Here is a 17,718-nt window from a genome sequence, read left to right on the forward strand (position 1 = left end):
GACAGAATTAGTCCATGAGCTTCACTTTGAAAATTATGCACACGTTAACAATTTGTTAAGGAGGAATTCATATGAAAAAAATCAATGATGTTTATGAGAAAAAGAATCGTGTTGAGAAGGTGCTGCAATTTGGTGAAGGCAACTTTCTTAGGGCATTTGTTGACTGGACAGTTTATGAAATGAACAAGACGACAGATTTCAATGGGAGTGTAGCCGTAGTACAACCATTGAAAAATGGACTTGTAGAAATGTTGAATCAACAGGACTGCTTATATACTCTTTACTTAAATGGCATTAAAAATGGCGAGGTGGTTAGTGAACATAATATTATTGATGTGGTAAGCAGGGGGATTAATCCATACGAGCAATACGACGAATATTTACGAACTGCCAATAATCCAGACTTGAGATTTATTGTTTCCAACACCACAGAAGCAGGCATTGTTTTTGACGAAAATGATAAATTAGAAGATAATCCTCAAAATAGTTTTCCAGGCAAACTAACTGCACTTTTGTATCATAGATATAATACTTTTAATGGGGACAAAGGAAAAGGCTTTATTATTATTCCTTGTGAGCTGATTGATAAAAATGGTGAAAAATTAAAAGAGGTTATTTTGAAGTATGCAGACCTATGGAATTTAGAGGAAAGCTTTATCACATGGATTCATGAAGCAAACACATTCTGTAACAGCTTAGTTGATAGAATAGTACCAGGCTATCCAAAAGAGAAAATTGATGAGATAAGAAAAGAATTAGGCTATGATGATAACTTAGTTGTTGAAGGGGAGCCGTTCCATCTATGGGTGATCGAAGGACCACAATGGGTAAAAAATGAATTTCCAGCTGACCAAGCAGGGTTGAATGTATTGTTCGTAGATGACCTTACACCTTATAGAACAAGAAAAGTTAGAATCCTAAATGGCGCCCATACGTCAATGGTTCCCGTTGCTTATCTATATGGCAAAGATACGGTGAGAGAATCTGTAGAAGATGATATCATGGGACAATTTATTAAGAATACAGTATTTAACGAAATTATCCCTACCCTCGAATTATCAAAGGAAGAATTAATGGATTTTGCCGATGCTGTTATCGATAGATTTAGAAATCCATTTATCAAACACTATTTGATGAGTATATCTTTAAACTCCATGTCCAAGTTCAAAACAAGAGTTTTACCATCCATCTTACAATATAAAGATTTAATGGAGGGGCTGCCGAATCGACTGGTGTTTTCCCTGGCGGCATTAATTGGCTTCTATAAAGGAGAACGAAATGGTGTTGCAATCGATTTGAAAGATGATGAGGATATCATTGAACTGTATAAGAACTTGTGGAGCGCATATGATGGATCTAGGAACGGACTAGAAAAACTTGTGGAAGCTGTATTGGGTTATGAGAAAAATTGGGAAATAGATTTAAATACGGTTGAGGGACTTCATCAAAAAGTTACGGATTATTTAGAACTGATTTTGGAAAAAGGCATGAAAGATGCTGTAGATAATTTTGAGAAATAATGTACAACACCAGTCAAAATCTATAAAATACAGGAGGACATACGATGAAAAAGTTTATGGATGAAAACTTTTTATTAAACAATGAGACGGCTGTAAAACTTTATCATGAATATGCAAAGGATATGCCAATCATTGATTACCATTGTCACTTAAATCCAAGAGAGATCGCGGAAAATAAACGCTATAGGAATATTACTGAGATTTGGCTTGGTGGTGATCACTATAAGTGGAAGGCATTGAGAAGCAATGGTGTTGATGAAAGATATATTACAGGTGATGCAGCGGATAAGGAAAAATTTCTAAAGTGGGCTGAGACAGTACCAAATACCATCGGAAATCCATTATACCATTGGACCCATTTAGAGTTAAGGAGATACTTTGGGATAGATACATTGTTAAGTCCACAGACCGCAGAGCAGATTTGGCAAGAATGCAATGCCTTACTTGAGACGGAAGCGTTTACGGCACAAGAATTAATCAAAAGATCCAATGTAAAAGTCATATGTACTACAGACGATCCAGTAGATAGTCTTGAATACCATAAAGCAATCCTAGACGATGAGACATTTGATGTAAAAGTTCTTCCAACCCTTCGCCCCGATAAAGGAGTAAGTATTGAGAAGAATGGTTTCCAGGATTGGGTTAGTAAGCTAGAGCAAGCAGTCGGAAATGAAATCACATCCTTCAGGGATTTGTTAAATGCTTTAGGTGCGCGAATCCAGTTCTTTCATGACTTAGGCTGCAGGGTATCAGACCATGCCATGGATCCTATTGTATTTGAAGAAGGAACGGAAGTTGAGGTTAATGATATTTTTGTAAAGGGTTTAAAAGGAGAAAAATTAACTGAATCTGAAGTCAGAAAATATAAGACCCAGGTGCTCTTGTTTTTAGGTAGAGAATATGCAAAGCTTGGATGGGTAATGCAAGTGCATATTGGAACCATTCGAAATGTAAATTCAAGAATGATGAATATATTGGGACCGGATACTGGGTTTGATACCATTGGAGATTATACATTCGCTGAAGCTTTGGCCAAATTCCTAGATGCCTTGGATTCAACAGATGAGCTGCCAAAAACAATCCTTTATTGCTTGAATCCTAGGGACAATGAAGTGCTGGCAACGATGATTGGCTCTTTCCAAGGAGGCGGTATTCCTGGAAAGATTCAATTTGGCTCAGGCTGGTGGTTTAATGATCAAAAGGATGGGATGATCCGTCAGATGATTGCTTTATCCAACGTGGGTCTTATCAGTAGATTTGTGGGTATGTTGACGGATTCAAGAAGCTTTTTGTCCTATACACGCCATGAGTATTTTAGAAGAATCCTTTGCAACTTATTGGGTGAATGGGTAGAGAATGGCGAAGCACCAGCAGACATGGACTTATTAGGGAAAATGGTGAAAAATATATGTTACAACAATGCAAATAACTACTTTGGATTTCAAGAATAATTAATCCTTAGATAAGGAGTGGCATAGATGAAAGAGTTTATAAAGATTCATACTGAAGACAATGTTTTCGTTTTGCTAAGAGATTATAGCGCAGGGGAAATCATTGAATTCGGTGATAAAACGATATCAGTAAAAGCAGATATACCAAAAGGTCATAAGATCGCCATTCAGGATATCAAGAAAAATGAGGGAATCATCAAATATGGTCAGCCGATAGGGTTCGCTTTAGAAGATATTGCGTTAGGAGAACATATTCACGTCCACAATGCAAAAACAAAGCTTAGTGGCACAATCGAATACTCATTTGATCAAAAACTAGCGGATAGAGATATTCAAAAAGAAGATCGGGTTTTTATGGGTTACAAAAGGAAAGATGGCAGTGTAGGTATTAGAAATGAGTTATGGATTGTCCCCACTGTTGGCTGTGTGAATGGAACAGGGCAAATGATTGTAGATACCTTCAAGAGAGAAGTAGATGTCCACTCCATTGACCATATCGAAGTATATAAGCATAATTATGGTTGCTCTCAGTTGGGAGATGATCACGAAAATACAAGGAAGATTTTACGGGGGTTAGTGAAGCACCCGAACTGCGGCGGTGTTTTGGTACTTGGCCTTGGTTGTGAAAACAATCAGGTTGCAGAGTTTAAGGAATTTCTTGGTGAAGTGGATGAGCAAAGAATCAAATTTTTAGTGACCCAGGAAGTAGAGGACGAGATCGAAGAAGGCGTAAAGCAAATCAAAGAAATCTTTGATGTCATGAAAAATGACAGAAGAGAAGAAGTGCCTCTATCTGAACTAAAAGTAGGTTTAAAATGTGGCGGATCTGATGGTCTTTCAGGTATTACAGCCAATCCTTTACTTGGGGAGCTTTCAGATTATCTAATTGCCCAAGGCGGCACCAGTGTCCTTACAGAAGTACCAGAAATGTTTGGGGCAGAAACCTTGTTAATGGAGAGAGCTAAGGACGAAGAAACTTTCCACAAGATCGTAGATTTAATCAATGATTTTAAGGAGTATTTCTTAGCAAACAATCAGCCTGTTTATGAAAATCCTTCCCCGGGAAATAAAAAGGGTGGAATTACTACCCTTGAAGACAAATCCCTGGGATGTACCCAAAAGGCTGGGCATTCTAAAGTAGTAGATGTACTGAAATATGGTGAGACAATAAAGGAAAGGGGTCTGAATCTTTTAAGCGCCCCTGGAAATGATCTAGTTGCTGCCACGGCTTTAGCAGCAGCAGGTTGCCACATCGTTCTGTTCACCACTGGAAGAGGAACTCCTTTTGGTTGCTTTGTGCCAACGATGAAGATTGCCTCAAACACTGAACTGTACAATAGAAAGAAAAACTGGATAGACTTTAATGCAGGAGTCCTTGTAGAAGACCAATCCATGGAGGGTGTTTTAGCTGCATTTATTGATTACATTGTAGAGGTTGCAAATGGTGAGCTGGTAAACAACGAGAAAAACCAATTTAGAGAGATTGCTATATTCAAAACAGGTGTGACCCTTTAATACGAGATAAATAAGTATTTATGAAATAAGGAATTAAGTACATGGTGGAGCAGAGAGATAGGTGAAATTTCCTATCTCTCTTATTATATTTTATTGTTGTAATGGTATATATTTCCAATTCTTAATAACTAAGGGTGAGGCTATGGGAAGCAAGAAGGTATCACTAATGGGAAAATAATTGAAATGAAAGCTGCCTATGAAAGTAGGCAGTTTTCTGCACTGTGAGATATAATAGAAGCAAAATTATTCAGACATTTCTCATAAACAAACGTATATGTAAATTGATAGCAAATAGAAAGAGGTGGATTTGTATGCTAAAGGCCCATGAGGTAGATTATCAGATTTATGGAGATGATATGCAGTTTGTGGAAATTGTCCTAGATCAGCATGAAAGTATCATTGCAGAAGCAGGTGCCATGATGTATATGGAGCAAGGAATCCAGATGGAAACGATCTTTGGAGATGGATCAGACAGAGATGGTCAGGGTGGATTAATGGGCAAATTGTTGGGAGCAGGAAAAAGAGTGATTACGGGTGAGAGCCTATTTATGACAGCCTTTACGAATAGAGCAGTGTCTCAACAGAGAGTATCATTTGCAGCACCTTATCCTGGCAAGATTATTCCCCTAGATCTGCAGCAATATAGAGGACAAATGATTTGTCAAAAAGATGCCTTTCTGTGTGCTGCAAAAGGTGTTTCGGTAAGTATTGCATTTCAGCGGAAGATTGGTGCTGGTCTTTTTGGCGGAGAAGGTTTTATTATGCAGAAACTAGAAGGAGACGGCCTTGCTTTTCTCCATGCAGGAGGTACGATTATTGAAAAAGAATTGAAGCATGGTGAGACACTGAGGGTAGATACGGGTTGTCTTGTTGCACTAACAAGTGAAGTGGATTATGATATCCAGTTTGTTGGAGGTGTGAAAAGTGCGTTGTTTGGAGGGGAAGGTCTATTTTTTGCAACACTAACCGGCCCAGGAAAAGTATGGCTTCAGTCCCTGCCATTCAGTAGACTAGCAGATAGAATGTTTTCTGCTTCTCGAAGCAGGATGGGTGGAAAGTCCAAAGGAGAAGGCAGTGTGTTAGATGTATTAGGGGGTCTTGGGAATTTTATTGATGGAGATTAGAAATGAAGAGAATAAGCCCATGTTCATTCAATAATGAGCATGGGCTTTATCTTTTCTTAGAAGAAATCACATGTAATCCCTCGTCTTGCTGCCACTCGGCGAAAAAAACATCCTCCATTCTACTTAAATTGTGCATTTTTATTTGATCCATTAACCACTTTTCATCATGACCTATGGTAGCTAGATTTTCTTTTAAAATCTCTCCATCCGCAATCAATGCAATCGGTAGAAAAACAGGCTTTTGAGATATATTCAAGTCTTCATTGGTTGGTGATGTATACTGCCACTTTTTGAGAACGCTAATTGTACCGCCTGGCTCCAAAATCCCATATTCTACTTGCCGAATGGAGAATACACCGTTATCCCGCAGTAATCGTTGTATTTCATTGATATCCATGTTGTTTTTCTTCAACTCTTCTATGTCTATGTTACCATTACGAATAATAATCGAAGGCTGTCCTTCAAAAAATCCCCGGCTACGTCTGAATTTCTGTGTAATTATCTCGATGATATACATAAGCATTGTCCATAAAGCAATGCTAAACAGGATATACGTGATACTGATTTCTTGATCATAAACCGCATTACCTAGCAGTTCTCCTAATACAAGGGCTGAAATAAAATGGAAAGGTGTTGCTTGCCCAAGCTGAACTTTACCGATAATGTTTGTCGAAACAAGCAAGGCAGCCAAACCAATTGTTAGGGTCATGACTAGATGAGACAAGCGCGATAGATCCATACAGATATCCTCCTTTCTATATATTAGTTTCCCATAAGGCAATAAGATATAATCGATTTTTTTTAATGATTCTACAAATTTAGAATTATTTTACAAATTATCATTCGAGAATATTGAATGATTAGAGGGAAAAAATGGATTTTGCAGAATTATATATATTTATGATCGTACTTTGAATGGTGTTGGGCATGCTATGGGAACGAATGGATGGTAGGGGGATAGATTATGAATGAAGTGTTAGAAATGATGACGGGATTTATTACGAGGGAGAATTACGGAAAAATGGAGTTGTTATTCATGGATGATCAATGTGGGGGGATAAAGATTCCTGTGGGAATTGTTGATGATGGAGAAGCATACCAGCAAGCCGTTATAAGAGAAGTGAAAGGGGTCACTGGCCTAAGTCAGCTAAAGCTAAAGAAGCTTATTAGCTACCTAGACCTAGAGCTTCCAATGGATCGACATATTGTTCTGAATCAAACTAAGGCATATAATAAACCGGATTATGAGAGTAATGGAAGGGCTGAGTTAAGTAGAGGTTGTACGGTAACAGGGATTCGAAGAAAAGGGGATTTCACCCAAGTTGAGTATATTGAATATGATCAATCATTAGAGGAAAATAATCTGTCCTATCAGATTATAGGTTGGGTTCCAACGAAATCCCTTACCCAAAGCAGTCGAAGATATTTTTACCATCTAATATGTGAAGAGGAAACGCCGAAATATTGGGAATACAGCTTAGAAAACTGTAAAGTTAAATTGTTTTGGGCTCCCTTGACAAATCTGCCGGAGATTACACCACAACAAACGCCCTGGCTAAGATATTTTTTCAACTACTTAGAAAATAAGTGCAAATATAAAAATAATGGTTAATAGCTATTTCTTAATGCATAGATGATACCTTTGCTTATGGCTAAGGCTAACTGAGCTTGATACGCTTCATTTTGCAATCGATAGAAATCTTTGCTATTGGTCAAAAAACCTGTCTCAATGAGAATTCCTGGTGGTTTGGTTTCCCGCAAAATATAGTAATCTCCAGGGGCAATAGGGATTATCTTTTCTGTTTGACCCAGGTGATTTTTATATATGATTTCCTCAATCGTCTTATGGACGTTTTCTGCAATTCTTTTACTGTTTTGAGATCTTGGAAAATAAAAAATCCCTATTCCGCAGGCAGTGGGCTCATCTGGACGGGCATCTGTATGGATGCTGACAAAAAGGTCAGGACTACTGTTGTTGATGATGTTCTTTCTAGCATCTAAATCTCGTTTGTATCTTGTGGCTGTAAGATGGCTTTGGTCTTCAAGCGATATGTCTTTGCTTCTTGTAAGTATTACTTTAACTTTCTGTTTTTGTAGTAGTGTTTTGATTCTTAATGCTAACCTAAGATTCAAGTCTTTTTCAAGGACATCTCCTTGAGATGTCCCACAGTCTATGCCGCCATGTCCAGGATCGATAACAACGGTGTGGGTGTAAGCCATATTGGATAAGGTTTGAATAAATTCAAAGTGATTGTTTAGAAGTAAAGATCCTATCAGCAGTATAAGAACAAAAGATAATACAGCTACAATGCGAAAATTTACATGAATCAAAATAATCTTTCTTGCCATTGAACTCACCCTTCACAGCGTTTTAACCATATATCCTATGCAAAATTCCAGCAATAATGCTTCATAATAAAGAAAAAAGAGGGAAAACTAGAATGCATAAGATAAGAAAAAGGGAGAGATTGTATGCATTCTAGTCCTAGCATCCACGTGAAAAATGAAGTTGGAAAGTTGAAAAGGGTACTGCTTCATCGGCCAGGTGGGGAGATTGAAAATATCGTACCAGATTATTTAAGACGGTTATTATTTGATGAAATTGCATATCTAAAACAGGCGCAGAAAGAACACGATCAATTTGCCCAAATCATGAGAAATGAAGGGGTAGACGTAATATACCTAACAGATTTGATGGCGGAGGTACTGGAGAATTGTGAAGTAAGAAAGAAATTTTTATTTGATTTCATGATGGAGGGTAGAGTCACTACGCCTGGACTCCAAGACGCATTACAGGAATATTTTGATCCAATGGGACCAAAAGAGATGATAGACAAGTGCATCGAAGGCGTTCGGAAAGAGGAGTTAAAGCATATTAAACCGAAAGCACTTGGAGATATGGTAAAAAATCCTTATCCCTTCTATCTAGATCCTATCCCCAATTTATATTTCCAACGGGATCCCTTTGCTTCTATTGGAAATGGTATCAGCTTAAATGTTATGTCATCAACGACACGTAATCGTGAAACACTTTTTGCGAAATATCTATTTGATCACCATCCAAGTTTTAAGGGAGTATCTAGGTGGTACAACAGAGATAAAACCCACCCAATTGAGGGCGGTGATATTTTGGTGTTATCAGAAAAAATTGTAGCTATAGGCATTAGTGAGCGAACAGACCCAATCGCCGTCGAAAAGGTATCTGAGAATCTATTGAAATCTGATGAATCCTTTGAGGTTGTATTAGCTTTTGATATCCCTAAGACTAGGGCATATATGCATCTCGATACAGTATTTACTATGGTAGATTGCGATAAATTTACGATCTACCCGGGAATAGAGGAACCCCTAGATGTTTATAGCATTAAACGGAAGAGGGGGGATGCTTTTCATATCTCATACGAAGCGAGCAAGCTTGAGGATATACTTAAAAAATATCTTAACCTACCAGCGGTTCGGTTGATTCGATGTGGTGATGGGGACTATATTGCTGCTGGAAGAGAACAATGGAGTGATGGAAGTAATACACTGGCCATTGCACCAGGTAAAGTTGTATGTTATGACCGCAATTATATAACAAATCAGGCTTTAAGAAAAAATGGGGTCGAAGTGCTAGAGTTTGACTCCTATGAATTGTCTAGAGGGAGAGGCGGTCCACGATGTATGAGTATGCCGCTATTACGGGATGATATTCAATCGTAGTTATATGTATGGCTGTGGGTTATAAGTATCTATAAGTAAAATCTATGAATCGTAGGGATAGACCCTGTGGGTAAATTATTGAGATTAACCATTAAATATGATATATTATTATGGAAATCTATTATGTTTTCCTGTTAAAGGGGAGTAGCTGCCCGATTGGGTTGATAAAGTCAACAACCGATGGTATGAATAACCGTCTGGCTTTATCCTTTGGTTTTTCGAAGAAGTAAGACCTTTAGCATAGTTTTATCTATTTAGATAAGATTGTGTTAGGGGTCTTTTATTTTATAGGGTCTTTTGATCATAGATAAGGTAAGGAAGTATGGGTATAATGCTAGGTTTAAATAAAGGTAATCGGGACAAAATACTGATTCAACAGGTAGAAATATTTCATAAAGGGGTGCTTATATGAGACAGTTTATAGTAATTGGGTGTGGACGGTTTGGATCTAGTGTTGCAAAAACCTTGTATGAAGCAGGATATGATGTGTTAGCTATTGATAGGGATGAAGATGCAATACAAGAAATAAGCGACTTTGTCACCCATGCTGTTCAGGTGGATGCAACGGATGAGACATCAATCAAGTCCTTAGGAATCAGAAATTTTGATGTGGCAATTGTAGCCATTGGGTCCGATATTCAATCTTCTATTCTTGTGACCCTAATGGCAAAGGAACTTGGGGTGAAGTTTGTAGTAGCAAAGGCATTGAATGAGCTTCAAGCCAAAGTACTCTATAGAATCGGTGCAGATAGAGTGGTGTTTCCCGAGCGCGATATGGGTATTCGTGTAGCCCATAATCTTATGTCTGCAAATATACTGGACAATATTGAATTGGCATCAAATTATAGTATTTTGGAAATTGCCGCTATGAAAGAATGGGAAGGGAGAAGCTTAAAAGAGTTAAACTTGAGAAAAAAGTATGGGATTCATGTATTGATCATAAAACGAGGAGATGTATTAAATAGTGCACCAAAACCTGGAGATATTATTCAGAAAGGTGATGTCTTGGTTGTCATTGGATATAAGGAGGAACTGAAAAAATTAGATTTAATTGACTAAAGGAAATTTATATATATGGTCAACAAGGGGCATTCTATAAATAGAATACTTTAAGGAGTAGATTGCCCATGAAAATAAACAAAATTAGGGAAATGACCTATTTTGATGAATCAGTGGAAGTGACCTTAGACGTTGAACTTGATAAGGATATTAGCAATCGCTGGGATCTTGAAGATCCATATGTGCTGGCAGTTTATACCAAGGATGATGATCTGCATCTAGATTATGTGGAGCTGCTTGAAGAAGGAATGATCGTCCACGGATATGAAATGAATGAGAATGAAATGCAGCAGGTTTCTGAGTTTTTAGAACGTCATAAAGTGAAAGAAAAGATTGATAATTCACAAAAGACTTAAAAAGTCAGCAATAATACTGCTGACTTTTTTATACTATAAAACAGTGTGCCTGTTTAATATTTCGTGTTAACGCTTGACATTTACAATATAATTAGTATACTAATAGTTATGAATAAATATAATTAGCATGCTAATTATATTGGAGTAGCAAAATTTCTTTGGGAGGTTGTCATTACATGGAAAGAACAATGAATGATGTGGGATACCTCATTAATAAGGCTGCTAGACTAACCAAATGGGAATTAAACAATAGATTGGGTGATGTAGGTCTCACCTCGCCTCAGTTTGCCGTTCTTAGAGAAATATTTTGCAACGAAAGCAAAGGTGATAAAAAAGCAGATCTTACACCAGCAACTATTGCAGAGCGGGTATATGCAGACCGCCCTACCATATCTGGCATTATTCAAAGGCTTACCGACCAAGGCTGGGTACAAAGGGTAGAAAATCCTAATGATAGAAGATCAAAAATTATCGTGCTAACGGACAAATCCATAGCGCTTATGGGAACCCTTGATTCCTTAAGTAGTGAAACCATGAAGAAAGGGTTAAAGGATTTTTCAGAGGAAGAGATAGCAGATTTAAGAAAGTATTTGCTAAAAGTTATTAACAACTTTGTATAAGAGAACAGGAGTGTGTCTATGGATCAAGCAACATTACTAGGAGAAGAGAAAGTATCGAAGCTTTTATTAAAGTTTTCTGTACCCGCTATTATTGGTATGCTGGTAAATGCGCTATATAACATGGTGGATCGTATTTTTATCGGCAATGGTGTAGGTTCCCTTGGAATTGCAGGGATAACCATTGGTTTTCCCATTATGCTGGTGATTATGGCATGTGCTATGCTGATAGGGATTGGGTCCACATCTTTATTGTCTATTCGATTGGGTGAGCAGAAACGGGATGAGGCAGAATTAATCATCGGAAATGGAATGGTATTACTCATTCTGGTCTCTTTGATAATAACCATTCCAGGACTTATATTTTTAGACCCGCTTTTGAAGCTTTTTGGTGCAAGTCAAGCGGTTTTACCCTATGCAAAGGATTATTTGAGTATTATTCTTTTCGGAACCGTATTTCAATCTATTGGCTTTGGCATGAATAATTATATTCGAGCTGAAGGAAACCCCAGAATTGCCATGTTTACTATGTTGATTGGTGCCATCATGAACACCATTTTAGATCCGATCTTCATTTTCGTTTTTGATTGGGGGATTAAAGGCGCTGCTTTAGCAACGATAATATCACAGGCTATTTCAGCTATTTGGGTATTGATGTATTTCTTTGGGGGCAAGAGTTTATTGAAGATTCACCTGAAAAATCTGCAACTAAGTCCATCTCTGGTAGGAAAAATTGTAGCCATGGGGTCAGCACCTTTTGTTATGCAGTTGGCAGCTAGCTTGTTGAGTGTTATTATGAACAGACAACTTATTTTACATGGAAGTGATGTTGCTATATCAGGCGTGGGTGTGGTGAATAGCATTGCAATGATCATATTGATGCCTATTTTTGGAATAAACCAAGGGGTTCAGCCTATTATCGGGTATAATTACGGTGCGAAGAAATTTAACCGCGTGAAAGAGGCGCTAAAGTTAGGTATTTTTGCTGCCACATGTATTACTACCCTTGGCTTCATTGTCACAAGGCTATTTCCAGTACAATTGATCGCTATATTTAATCGAACCGATCAAGAACTCATCGAATTTGGAAGTTATGCTTTAGGAATATTTTTAATTTTTCTTCCTATCATAGGTTTCCAAATTATATCTGCAAACTATTTCCAAGCCATCGGGAAACCGAAGCAGGCAGCATTTTTAAGCTTATCGAGACAAGTATTGCTTTTAATTCCTGCATTATTCATTCTCCCAAGGTTTTTAGGGTTAAAGGGTGTTTTAATGGCAGCGCCAGTTGCTGATATAGGTTCTTCAATCATTACAGGAATTTGGTTATTTATGGAGCTTCGAAGTCTAGAAGATAAACATCAAGAAAGCAAAGCTTCTAAACCACTGATGGAGTAGGAAAAATATAGAATACGATTTGCCGAAGTAAAGACATCTGCCTTTGAGCAGGTGTTTTTCTTTGATATCTAGGAAATTATGGTCTTAAATTTCCTGGATATAGGGGATTTTTAAAGGGGTTCACCCCTTTATGTATAATAATTGGAGGGTTACAGCGAAGCGTCATAGGGAACTATTAGTTCCCTGTGAAGAACAAAAGCATTTCCTTAGATATTAGAGCATTAAATGCTTTTGTTCAGAAAGAGAAGGTTTTTTAGAAAGAAAAAAGAATATAGTATTTGAATATGACGAAAAAGGTGATGAGGATGGATTTATTTGATATACAAAGAGAAAAAAATCTAAAGAGAGAAGCACCTTTGGCAGAAAGATTAAAACCGAAAAAATTGGAGGATTTTATTGGCCAGGAGCATATTGTGGGCCACGGCAAGTTATTGTGGCGTGCTATTAAGGCTGACCGTATCACTTCTCTTATTTTATATGGGCCTCCAGGTACTGGGAAAACGAGTCTTGCCAAGGTAATTGCCAATACTACAAAGTCAAATTTTGTTCAGCTCAATGCTGTTACCTCGGGTGTGAAGGATCTTAAAGAAGTTGTTGCTGATGCACAGAACGTCATGGGGATGTACAATAAGAAAACAATCCTCTTTGTGGATGAAATACATCGTTTTAATAAAGCGCAGCAGGATGCTTTGCTGCCCTATGTGGAAAATGGTACGTTGACACTTATTGGTGCGACCACAGAGAATCCATATTTTGAAGTGAATAATGCCTTGATCTCAAGATCTATGTTATTTAAACTAGAGCCATTGGACGAGAAATCTATTGAGAAAATTATTCTTCGAGCCATCCATGATAATGAATCAGGGTTGGGATTGTTTGAAATAGAAATTTCCCCTGAAGCCCTTGAATTCTTATCTGGTGTAGCTAACGGTGATGCTAGAAGAGCATTAAATGCGTTGGAGCTGGCTGTATTAACAACTGAAAAAAGTGATGAAGGAAAAACCCATATAGATATAGATACTATCAAAGAATGTTTGCAGAAGCGGCATATTCAGTATGATAAGAGTAGTGATTACCATTATGACATCGTGTCGGCTTTTATTAAAAGCATGAGGGGATCAGATCCTGATGCTGCTCTCCACTACTTGGCTAGAATGATCAAGGGGGGAGAGGACCCTGTGTTCATCGCTCGAAGAATAGTAATTGCAGCAGCTGAAGATGTAGGATTAGCTGATCCCAATGCCTTGGTAATTGCGAATAGTGCAGCCCAAGCTGTTCAGTTTATTGGAATGCCAGAGGGAAGAATCATTCTGGCCCAAGCAGCTGTGTATGTGGCCGCTGCACCAAAGAGTAATGCCAGCTACTTAGGAATTAACAAAGCATTAAGAGATGTGGGTGAAAGAAATATAGGGCCAGTCCCTGTGCATTTAAGGGATCAGAGTTACGGTGGGGCCAAGAAGATGGGACATGGGCTGGGGTATATGTATCCCCACAATTATCCAAACCATTATGTAGCACAGCAATACTTGCCAGATGAGCTTGTGGATACAACCTATTATGAAGCGACTGAAAATGGTTATGAAAAAAGGATGAAAGAACGATTAACATGGCTCAAGGGAAAAAATCAAGGGCATGAATAGTTTGGCTATAAATAGTGAATACTTACACTAGCTAAAGGGCTACTTCAACGGGAAAAAAGATTTGACATATTTTCGAACCAAGCATATAATATGCTTAACAAACTATATAACAACAGACAAGGAAGAGAAGAGTAGATAAAGGATGTAGTTTTAGCGAGTCGGTGATAGTGAAAGTCCGATACGAAGCCTCTATTGAAGAACATCTCAGAGTCTCTAACTGAAATCTTAGGAGAGTAGGCTTAGACGGAGCCAAACCGTTATCAATTTGGAAGTGTTGAACGTCTTGTTCAATGCTGATTGGAGTTGGTCTTTTTGACAATGAGGGTGGTACCGCGGAAATTAACCTTTCGTCCCTGCTTTGGGATGGAGGGTTTTTATATTTTTTTGATTGTATTCCACAAATTTGAAAAGGAGGAAGTATGGAATGCTTAAATTATTAGAAGTAAAGAAAATTTTTAAAGAGACCGATCAATACCTGAACCAGACTGTTAAAATTGGTGGTTGGATTCGTACCTCTCGAACATCAAAAACATTCGGATTCATTGAGCTAAATGATGGAAGCTACTATAAGAACATACAAATTGTGCTAGAGGATCAATTGGAGAACTTTGAAGAAATATCAAAATTACCAATCAGTTCAGCGATAATTGTAGAAGGAACGCTGGTAGCTACACCAGAGGCAAAGCAGCCTTTTGAGATTAAGGCAACTCATATTGAGGTTGAGGGACCTTCTTCATCAGACTATCCTTTGCAGAAAAAAAGACATAGCTTTGAATTCCTAAGAAGCATTGCCCACTTAAGACCAAGAAGTAATACTTTTTCAGCAGTGTTTAGGGTACGATCTATTGCTGCATACGCTATACATAAATTCTTCCAAGAGAGAGGATTTGTTTATGTACACGCACCAATCATAACCGGTAGTGATTGTGAAGGTGCAGGTGAAATGTTTAGGGTATCAACCTTGGATTTTGATAATATGCCTAAGAATGAGGAAGGTCGTGTTGATGTTACCAAGGATTTCTTTGGAAAAGAGACAAATTTGACAGTGAGCGGGCAGCTTAATGTAGAAGCCTATTGTATGGCATTTAGAAATGTATATACCTTTGGGCCAACTTTTAGGGCTGAGAATTCCAATACAGCAAGACATGCTGCAGAATTCTGGATGATTGAGCCAGAGATTGCATTTGCTGATTTGGAAGACAATATGGAATTGGCTGAAGAAATGATGAAATATATCATTCAGTATGTTATGGAAAATGCTCCGGAAGAGATGGAATTCTTTAATGCATTTATTGATACAGGATTATTTGAGCGTCTTAATAATGTTTTGAATTCGGAATTTGGTAGAGTTACCTATACTGAAGCTATTGAAATTTTAAAAAATTCAAAAGCAGATTTTGAATATCCTGTGGAATGGGGTTGTGACTTACAGACCGAGCATGAAAGGTACTTGACAGAGAAGGTATTTAAGAAGCCTGTATTTGTTACAAATTACCCGAAGGATATCAAAGCTTTCTATATGAGATTAAATGATGACCAAAAAACTGTGGCAGCCATGGATCTTCTTGTACCAGGCGTTGGTGAAATCATTGGAGGTAGCCAAAGAGAAGAAAGAATTGATGTGTTGGAGAGAAGAATGGAAGAAATGGAGCTCCACAAGGACGATTATTGGTGGTATCTTGAATTAAGAAAATATGGTGGTACAAGACATGCTGGATATGGACTTGGATTTGAGCGGGCCATCATGTATCTGACAGGTATGAGCAATATCAGGGATGTTATTTCTTTCCCAAGAACGGTAAAGACGGCAGAGTTTTAATGATACAGGAGGGGAACCGAAAAAGGTTCCTCTTTTGATTATGGAGTATTCTAAGGATGGAATATTCATAGTATAATGGAGATGAAAATAGAGGTGTCACTGGAGGATTTATGGAATATAATGTAATGCCGAAAAAAGATATCTATCTATCATTGATAGGGATGATTGGTCTTATTGCCATATGTATTTTGTTCCAGTATCCATTATTCTTTGGATTATTTGGAAGTGCATTGCTGGCTGGGATTATTGCCATAAAGAATGGTGTTCGTGGAAAGCAGATTGTAACAATGGTCATAGCTGGAATCAGAGAATGTCAAACTGTATTTATAGTAATCATATTAATCGGAATGTTGATTGCTTTATGGATGGCATCTGGTATTGTACCAACCATGATTTATTATGGGTTCAACTATATACACCAAATAAACTATTTGCTGGCCTGTTTTATTTCAGCGGCAGTGATCTCATTAATTATGGGAACTGCATTAGGAACCGTAAGCACTATTGGCATGGTACTGCTGGGAATGGGACGAGGATTAATGATTCCCTCACATATTTTGTTAGGGGCAATTATTTCTGGGGCATTTATTGCTGATAAAATTTCCCCCATGGGCAGTCTGGTAAATCTGACGCTGAAAACAATTGATATTCGATTTAAAGATGTCGCAAAAAGTATGCTTATAACACTGATTCCAACAGTTGTTGTCAGTATCATATTCTTTTATAGTCTAGGGAAACAATACAATGTAGGGATTGATCTGCATGTTTTAAGGAGTTATCAAGAAGGGATAGCTTCAAATTTTTATATTACGCCCATCCTTATGATTCTTCCAGTCGTTGTAATTATTCTGGCCATGACCGGTGTGAAGATTATTCCCAATATGGTGTTTGGCTCAATAGCTGGCATTGGTTTTAGCATGCTTCTGCAGCGGATTGAGCCCATAGAGATGATAAAGGTTATATACTTTGGATTTAAAGCAAATACGGGTATGCCTGAACTGGATCAAATACTCAAGGGTGGCGGTATTCTACCTATGTTTGAGGTTATTCTCATTGTATTGGGGGCTGTTTCTTTAAATAGTATTTTAGAGGGAACGGGAATGATTCGACCTATGGTGGATCAATTGATGACCAGTACGAAAACTAGGGGAACCTTGATTTTTAAAACAGGTATTTTAAGCAGTTTATTAACGATCATTACTTGTGATCAAACGGTAGGAATCCTTTTGCCCGGAAGATTTTTGAAATCTAAATATGACGAACTAAACGTGGAGCGTGCGGTCCTAGCAAGAACCATTGCAGATACAGGGACCACCATTGCACCCCTTATCCCTTGGAACATAAATGCAATCATTGCTGCAGCTATCACGGGTGTTGCTGCCGTAAAGTATGCACCATATACTGTACTTTGCTATATATCGCCCATCGTTACATTTATTATTGGTTATTTGGGTACATTGTTCGATAAGAAAAAACGGGGTTTAGCAGAATGCAAGAATTGAATTCTTATAAGTATG

At 37.9% G+C, this 17,718-nt stretch carries 15 protein-coding genes and 1 other annotated feature; of the genes, 13 read left to right on the forward strand and 2 right to left on the reverse strand.

The annotated features are described in order from the left end of the window. Window positions 1-71: 71 nt before the first annotated feature. The 4 genes from K0R93_RS10510 to K0R93_RS10525 all read left to right on the forward strand — a co-directional run bounded on the left by K0R93_RS10510 (window position 72) and on the right by K0R93_RS10525 (window position 5,610). Window positions 72-1,520 (forward strand): tagaturonate reductase, encoded by a 1,449-nt coding sequence (locus K0R93_RS10510; protein ID WP_300300954.1) that lies wholly within the window; start codon window positions 72-74, stop codon window positions 1,518-1,520. A gap of 44 nt (window positions 1,521-1,564) precedes the next feature. After that, window positions 1,565-2,971, forward strand: a complete 1,407-nt coding sequence (gene uxaC, locus K0R93_RS10515) for a glucuronate isomerase (RefSeq protein ID WP_300300957.1) — start codon at window positions 1,565-1,567, stop codon at window positions 2,969-2,971. A gap of 27 nt (window positions 2,972-2,998) precedes the next feature. After that, window positions 2,999-4,486, forward strand: coding sequence for a UxaA family hydrolase (locus K0R93_RS10520; RefSeq protein WP_300300959.1), 1,488 nt, complete (start codon window positions 2,999-3,001; stop codon window positions 4,484-4,486). Between the two features lie 311 nt (window positions 4,487-4,797). Further along, window positions 4,798-5,610, forward strand: a complete 813-nt coding sequence (locus tag K0R93_RS10525; protein ID WP_300300961.1) for a TIGR00266 family protein — start codon at window positions 4,798-4,800, stop codon at window positions 5,608-5,610. A gap of 46 nt (window positions 5,611-5,656) precedes the next feature. Here K0R93_RS10525 and K0R93_RS10530 read toward each other — a convergent pair whose 3' ends face one another. Next, window positions 5,657-6,349 (reverse strand): DUF421 domain-containing protein, encoded by a 693-nt coding sequence (locus tag K0R93_RS10530; RefSeq protein WP_300300964.1) that lies wholly within the window; start codon window positions 6,347-6,349, stop codon window positions 5,657-5,659. A 225-nt stretch (window positions 6,350-6,574) separates the two neighbouring features. On the opposite strand from K0R93_RS10530, the gene K0R93_RS10535 reads away from it, so the two are divergent. Next, a complete protein-coding gene (locus K0R93_RS10535; protein ID WP_300300966.1) occupies window positions 6,575-7,222 on the forward strand; it encodes a hypothetical protein in 648 nt (215 codons plus the stop codon). Here K0R93_RS10535 and K0R93_RS10540 read toward each other — a convergent pair. Further along, window positions 7,219-7,959 carry an N-acetylmuramoyl-L-alanine amidase family protein gene (locus tag K0R93_RS10540; RefSeq protein WP_300300968.1) on the reverse strand — a complete coding sequence of 247 codons (741 nt, stop codon included), beginning with the start codon at window positions 7,957-7,959 and terminating at the stop codon, window positions 7,219-7,221. The two genes, K0R93_RS10535 and K0R93_RS10540, sit on opposite strands and share 4 nt — an antisense overlap. A gap of 123 nt (window positions 7,960-8,082) precedes the next feature. On the opposite strand from K0R93_RS10540, the gene arcA reads away from it, so the two are divergent. From arcA to K0R93_RS10580, 8 genes are all read left to right on the forward strand, one after another. After that, complete coding sequence (arcA, locus tag K0R93_RS10545; protein ID WP_300300970.1) at window positions 8,083-9,312, forward strand: arginine deiminase; 1,230 nt, start codon at window positions 8,083-8,085, stop codon at window positions 9,310-9,312. 408 nt (window positions 9,313-9,720) lie between these two features. Continuing rightward, window positions 9,721-10,371, forward strand: a complete 651-nt coding sequence (locus K0R93_RS10550) for a potassium channel family protein (RefSeq protein WP_300300973.1) — start codon at window positions 9,721-9,723, stop codon at window positions 10,369-10,371. A gap of 68 nt (window positions 10,372-10,439) precedes the next feature. Further along, window positions 10,440-10,727: a hypothetical protein gene (locus tag K0R93_RS10555; RefSeq protein ID WP_300300976.1), complete on the forward strand. Its 288-nt coding sequence runs from the start codon at window positions 10,440-10,442 to the stop codon at window positions 10,725-10,727. A gap of 176 nt (window positions 10,728-10,903) precedes the next feature. Then, a complete protein-coding gene (locus K0R93_RS10560; RefSeq protein WP_300300978.1) occupies window positions 10,904-11,347 on the forward strand; it encodes a MarR family winged helix-turn-helix transcriptional regulator in 444 nt (147 codons plus the stop codon). A gap of 18 nt (window positions 11,348-11,365) precedes the next feature. Beyond that, window positions 11,366-12,742 carry an MATE family efflux transporter gene (locus K0R93_RS10565; protein ID WP_300300980.1) on the forward strand — a complete coding sequence of 459 codons (1,377 nt, stop codon included), beginning with the start codon at window positions 11,366-11,368 and terminating at the stop codon, window positions 12,740-12,742. Window positions 12,743-13,047: 305 nt separating this feature from the next. Next, window positions 13,048-14,382, forward strand: a complete 1,335-nt coding sequence (locus tag K0R93_RS10570; protein WP_300300982.1) for a replication-associated recombination protein A — start codon at window positions 13,048-13,050, stop codon at window positions 14,380-14,382. A gap of 110 nt (window positions 14,383-14,492) precedes the next feature. After that, window positions 14,493-14,740, forward strand: a binding site (T-box leader). Between the two features lie 66 nt (window positions 14,741-14,806). Further along, complete coding sequence (asnS, locus tag K0R93_RS10575; protein WP_300300985.1) at window positions 14,807-16,201, forward strand: asparagine--tRNA ligase; 1,395 nt, start codon at window positions 14,807-14,809, stop codon at window positions 16,199-16,201. A 110-nt stretch (window positions 16,202-16,311) separates the two neighbouring features. Further along, window positions 16,312-17,703, forward strand: a complete 1,392-nt coding sequence (locus tag K0R93_RS10580) for a Na+/H+ antiporter NhaC family protein (protein ID WP_300300987.1) — start codon at window positions 16,312-16,314, stop codon at window positions 17,701-17,703. Window positions 17,704-17,718 lie beyond the last annotated feature (15 nt).

It is taken from the genome of Anaerosolibacter sp., from assembly GCF_029240175.1.
Taxonomy (GTDB): Bacteria; Bacillota; Clostridia; order Peptostreptococcales; family Thermotaleaceae; genus Anaerosolibacter.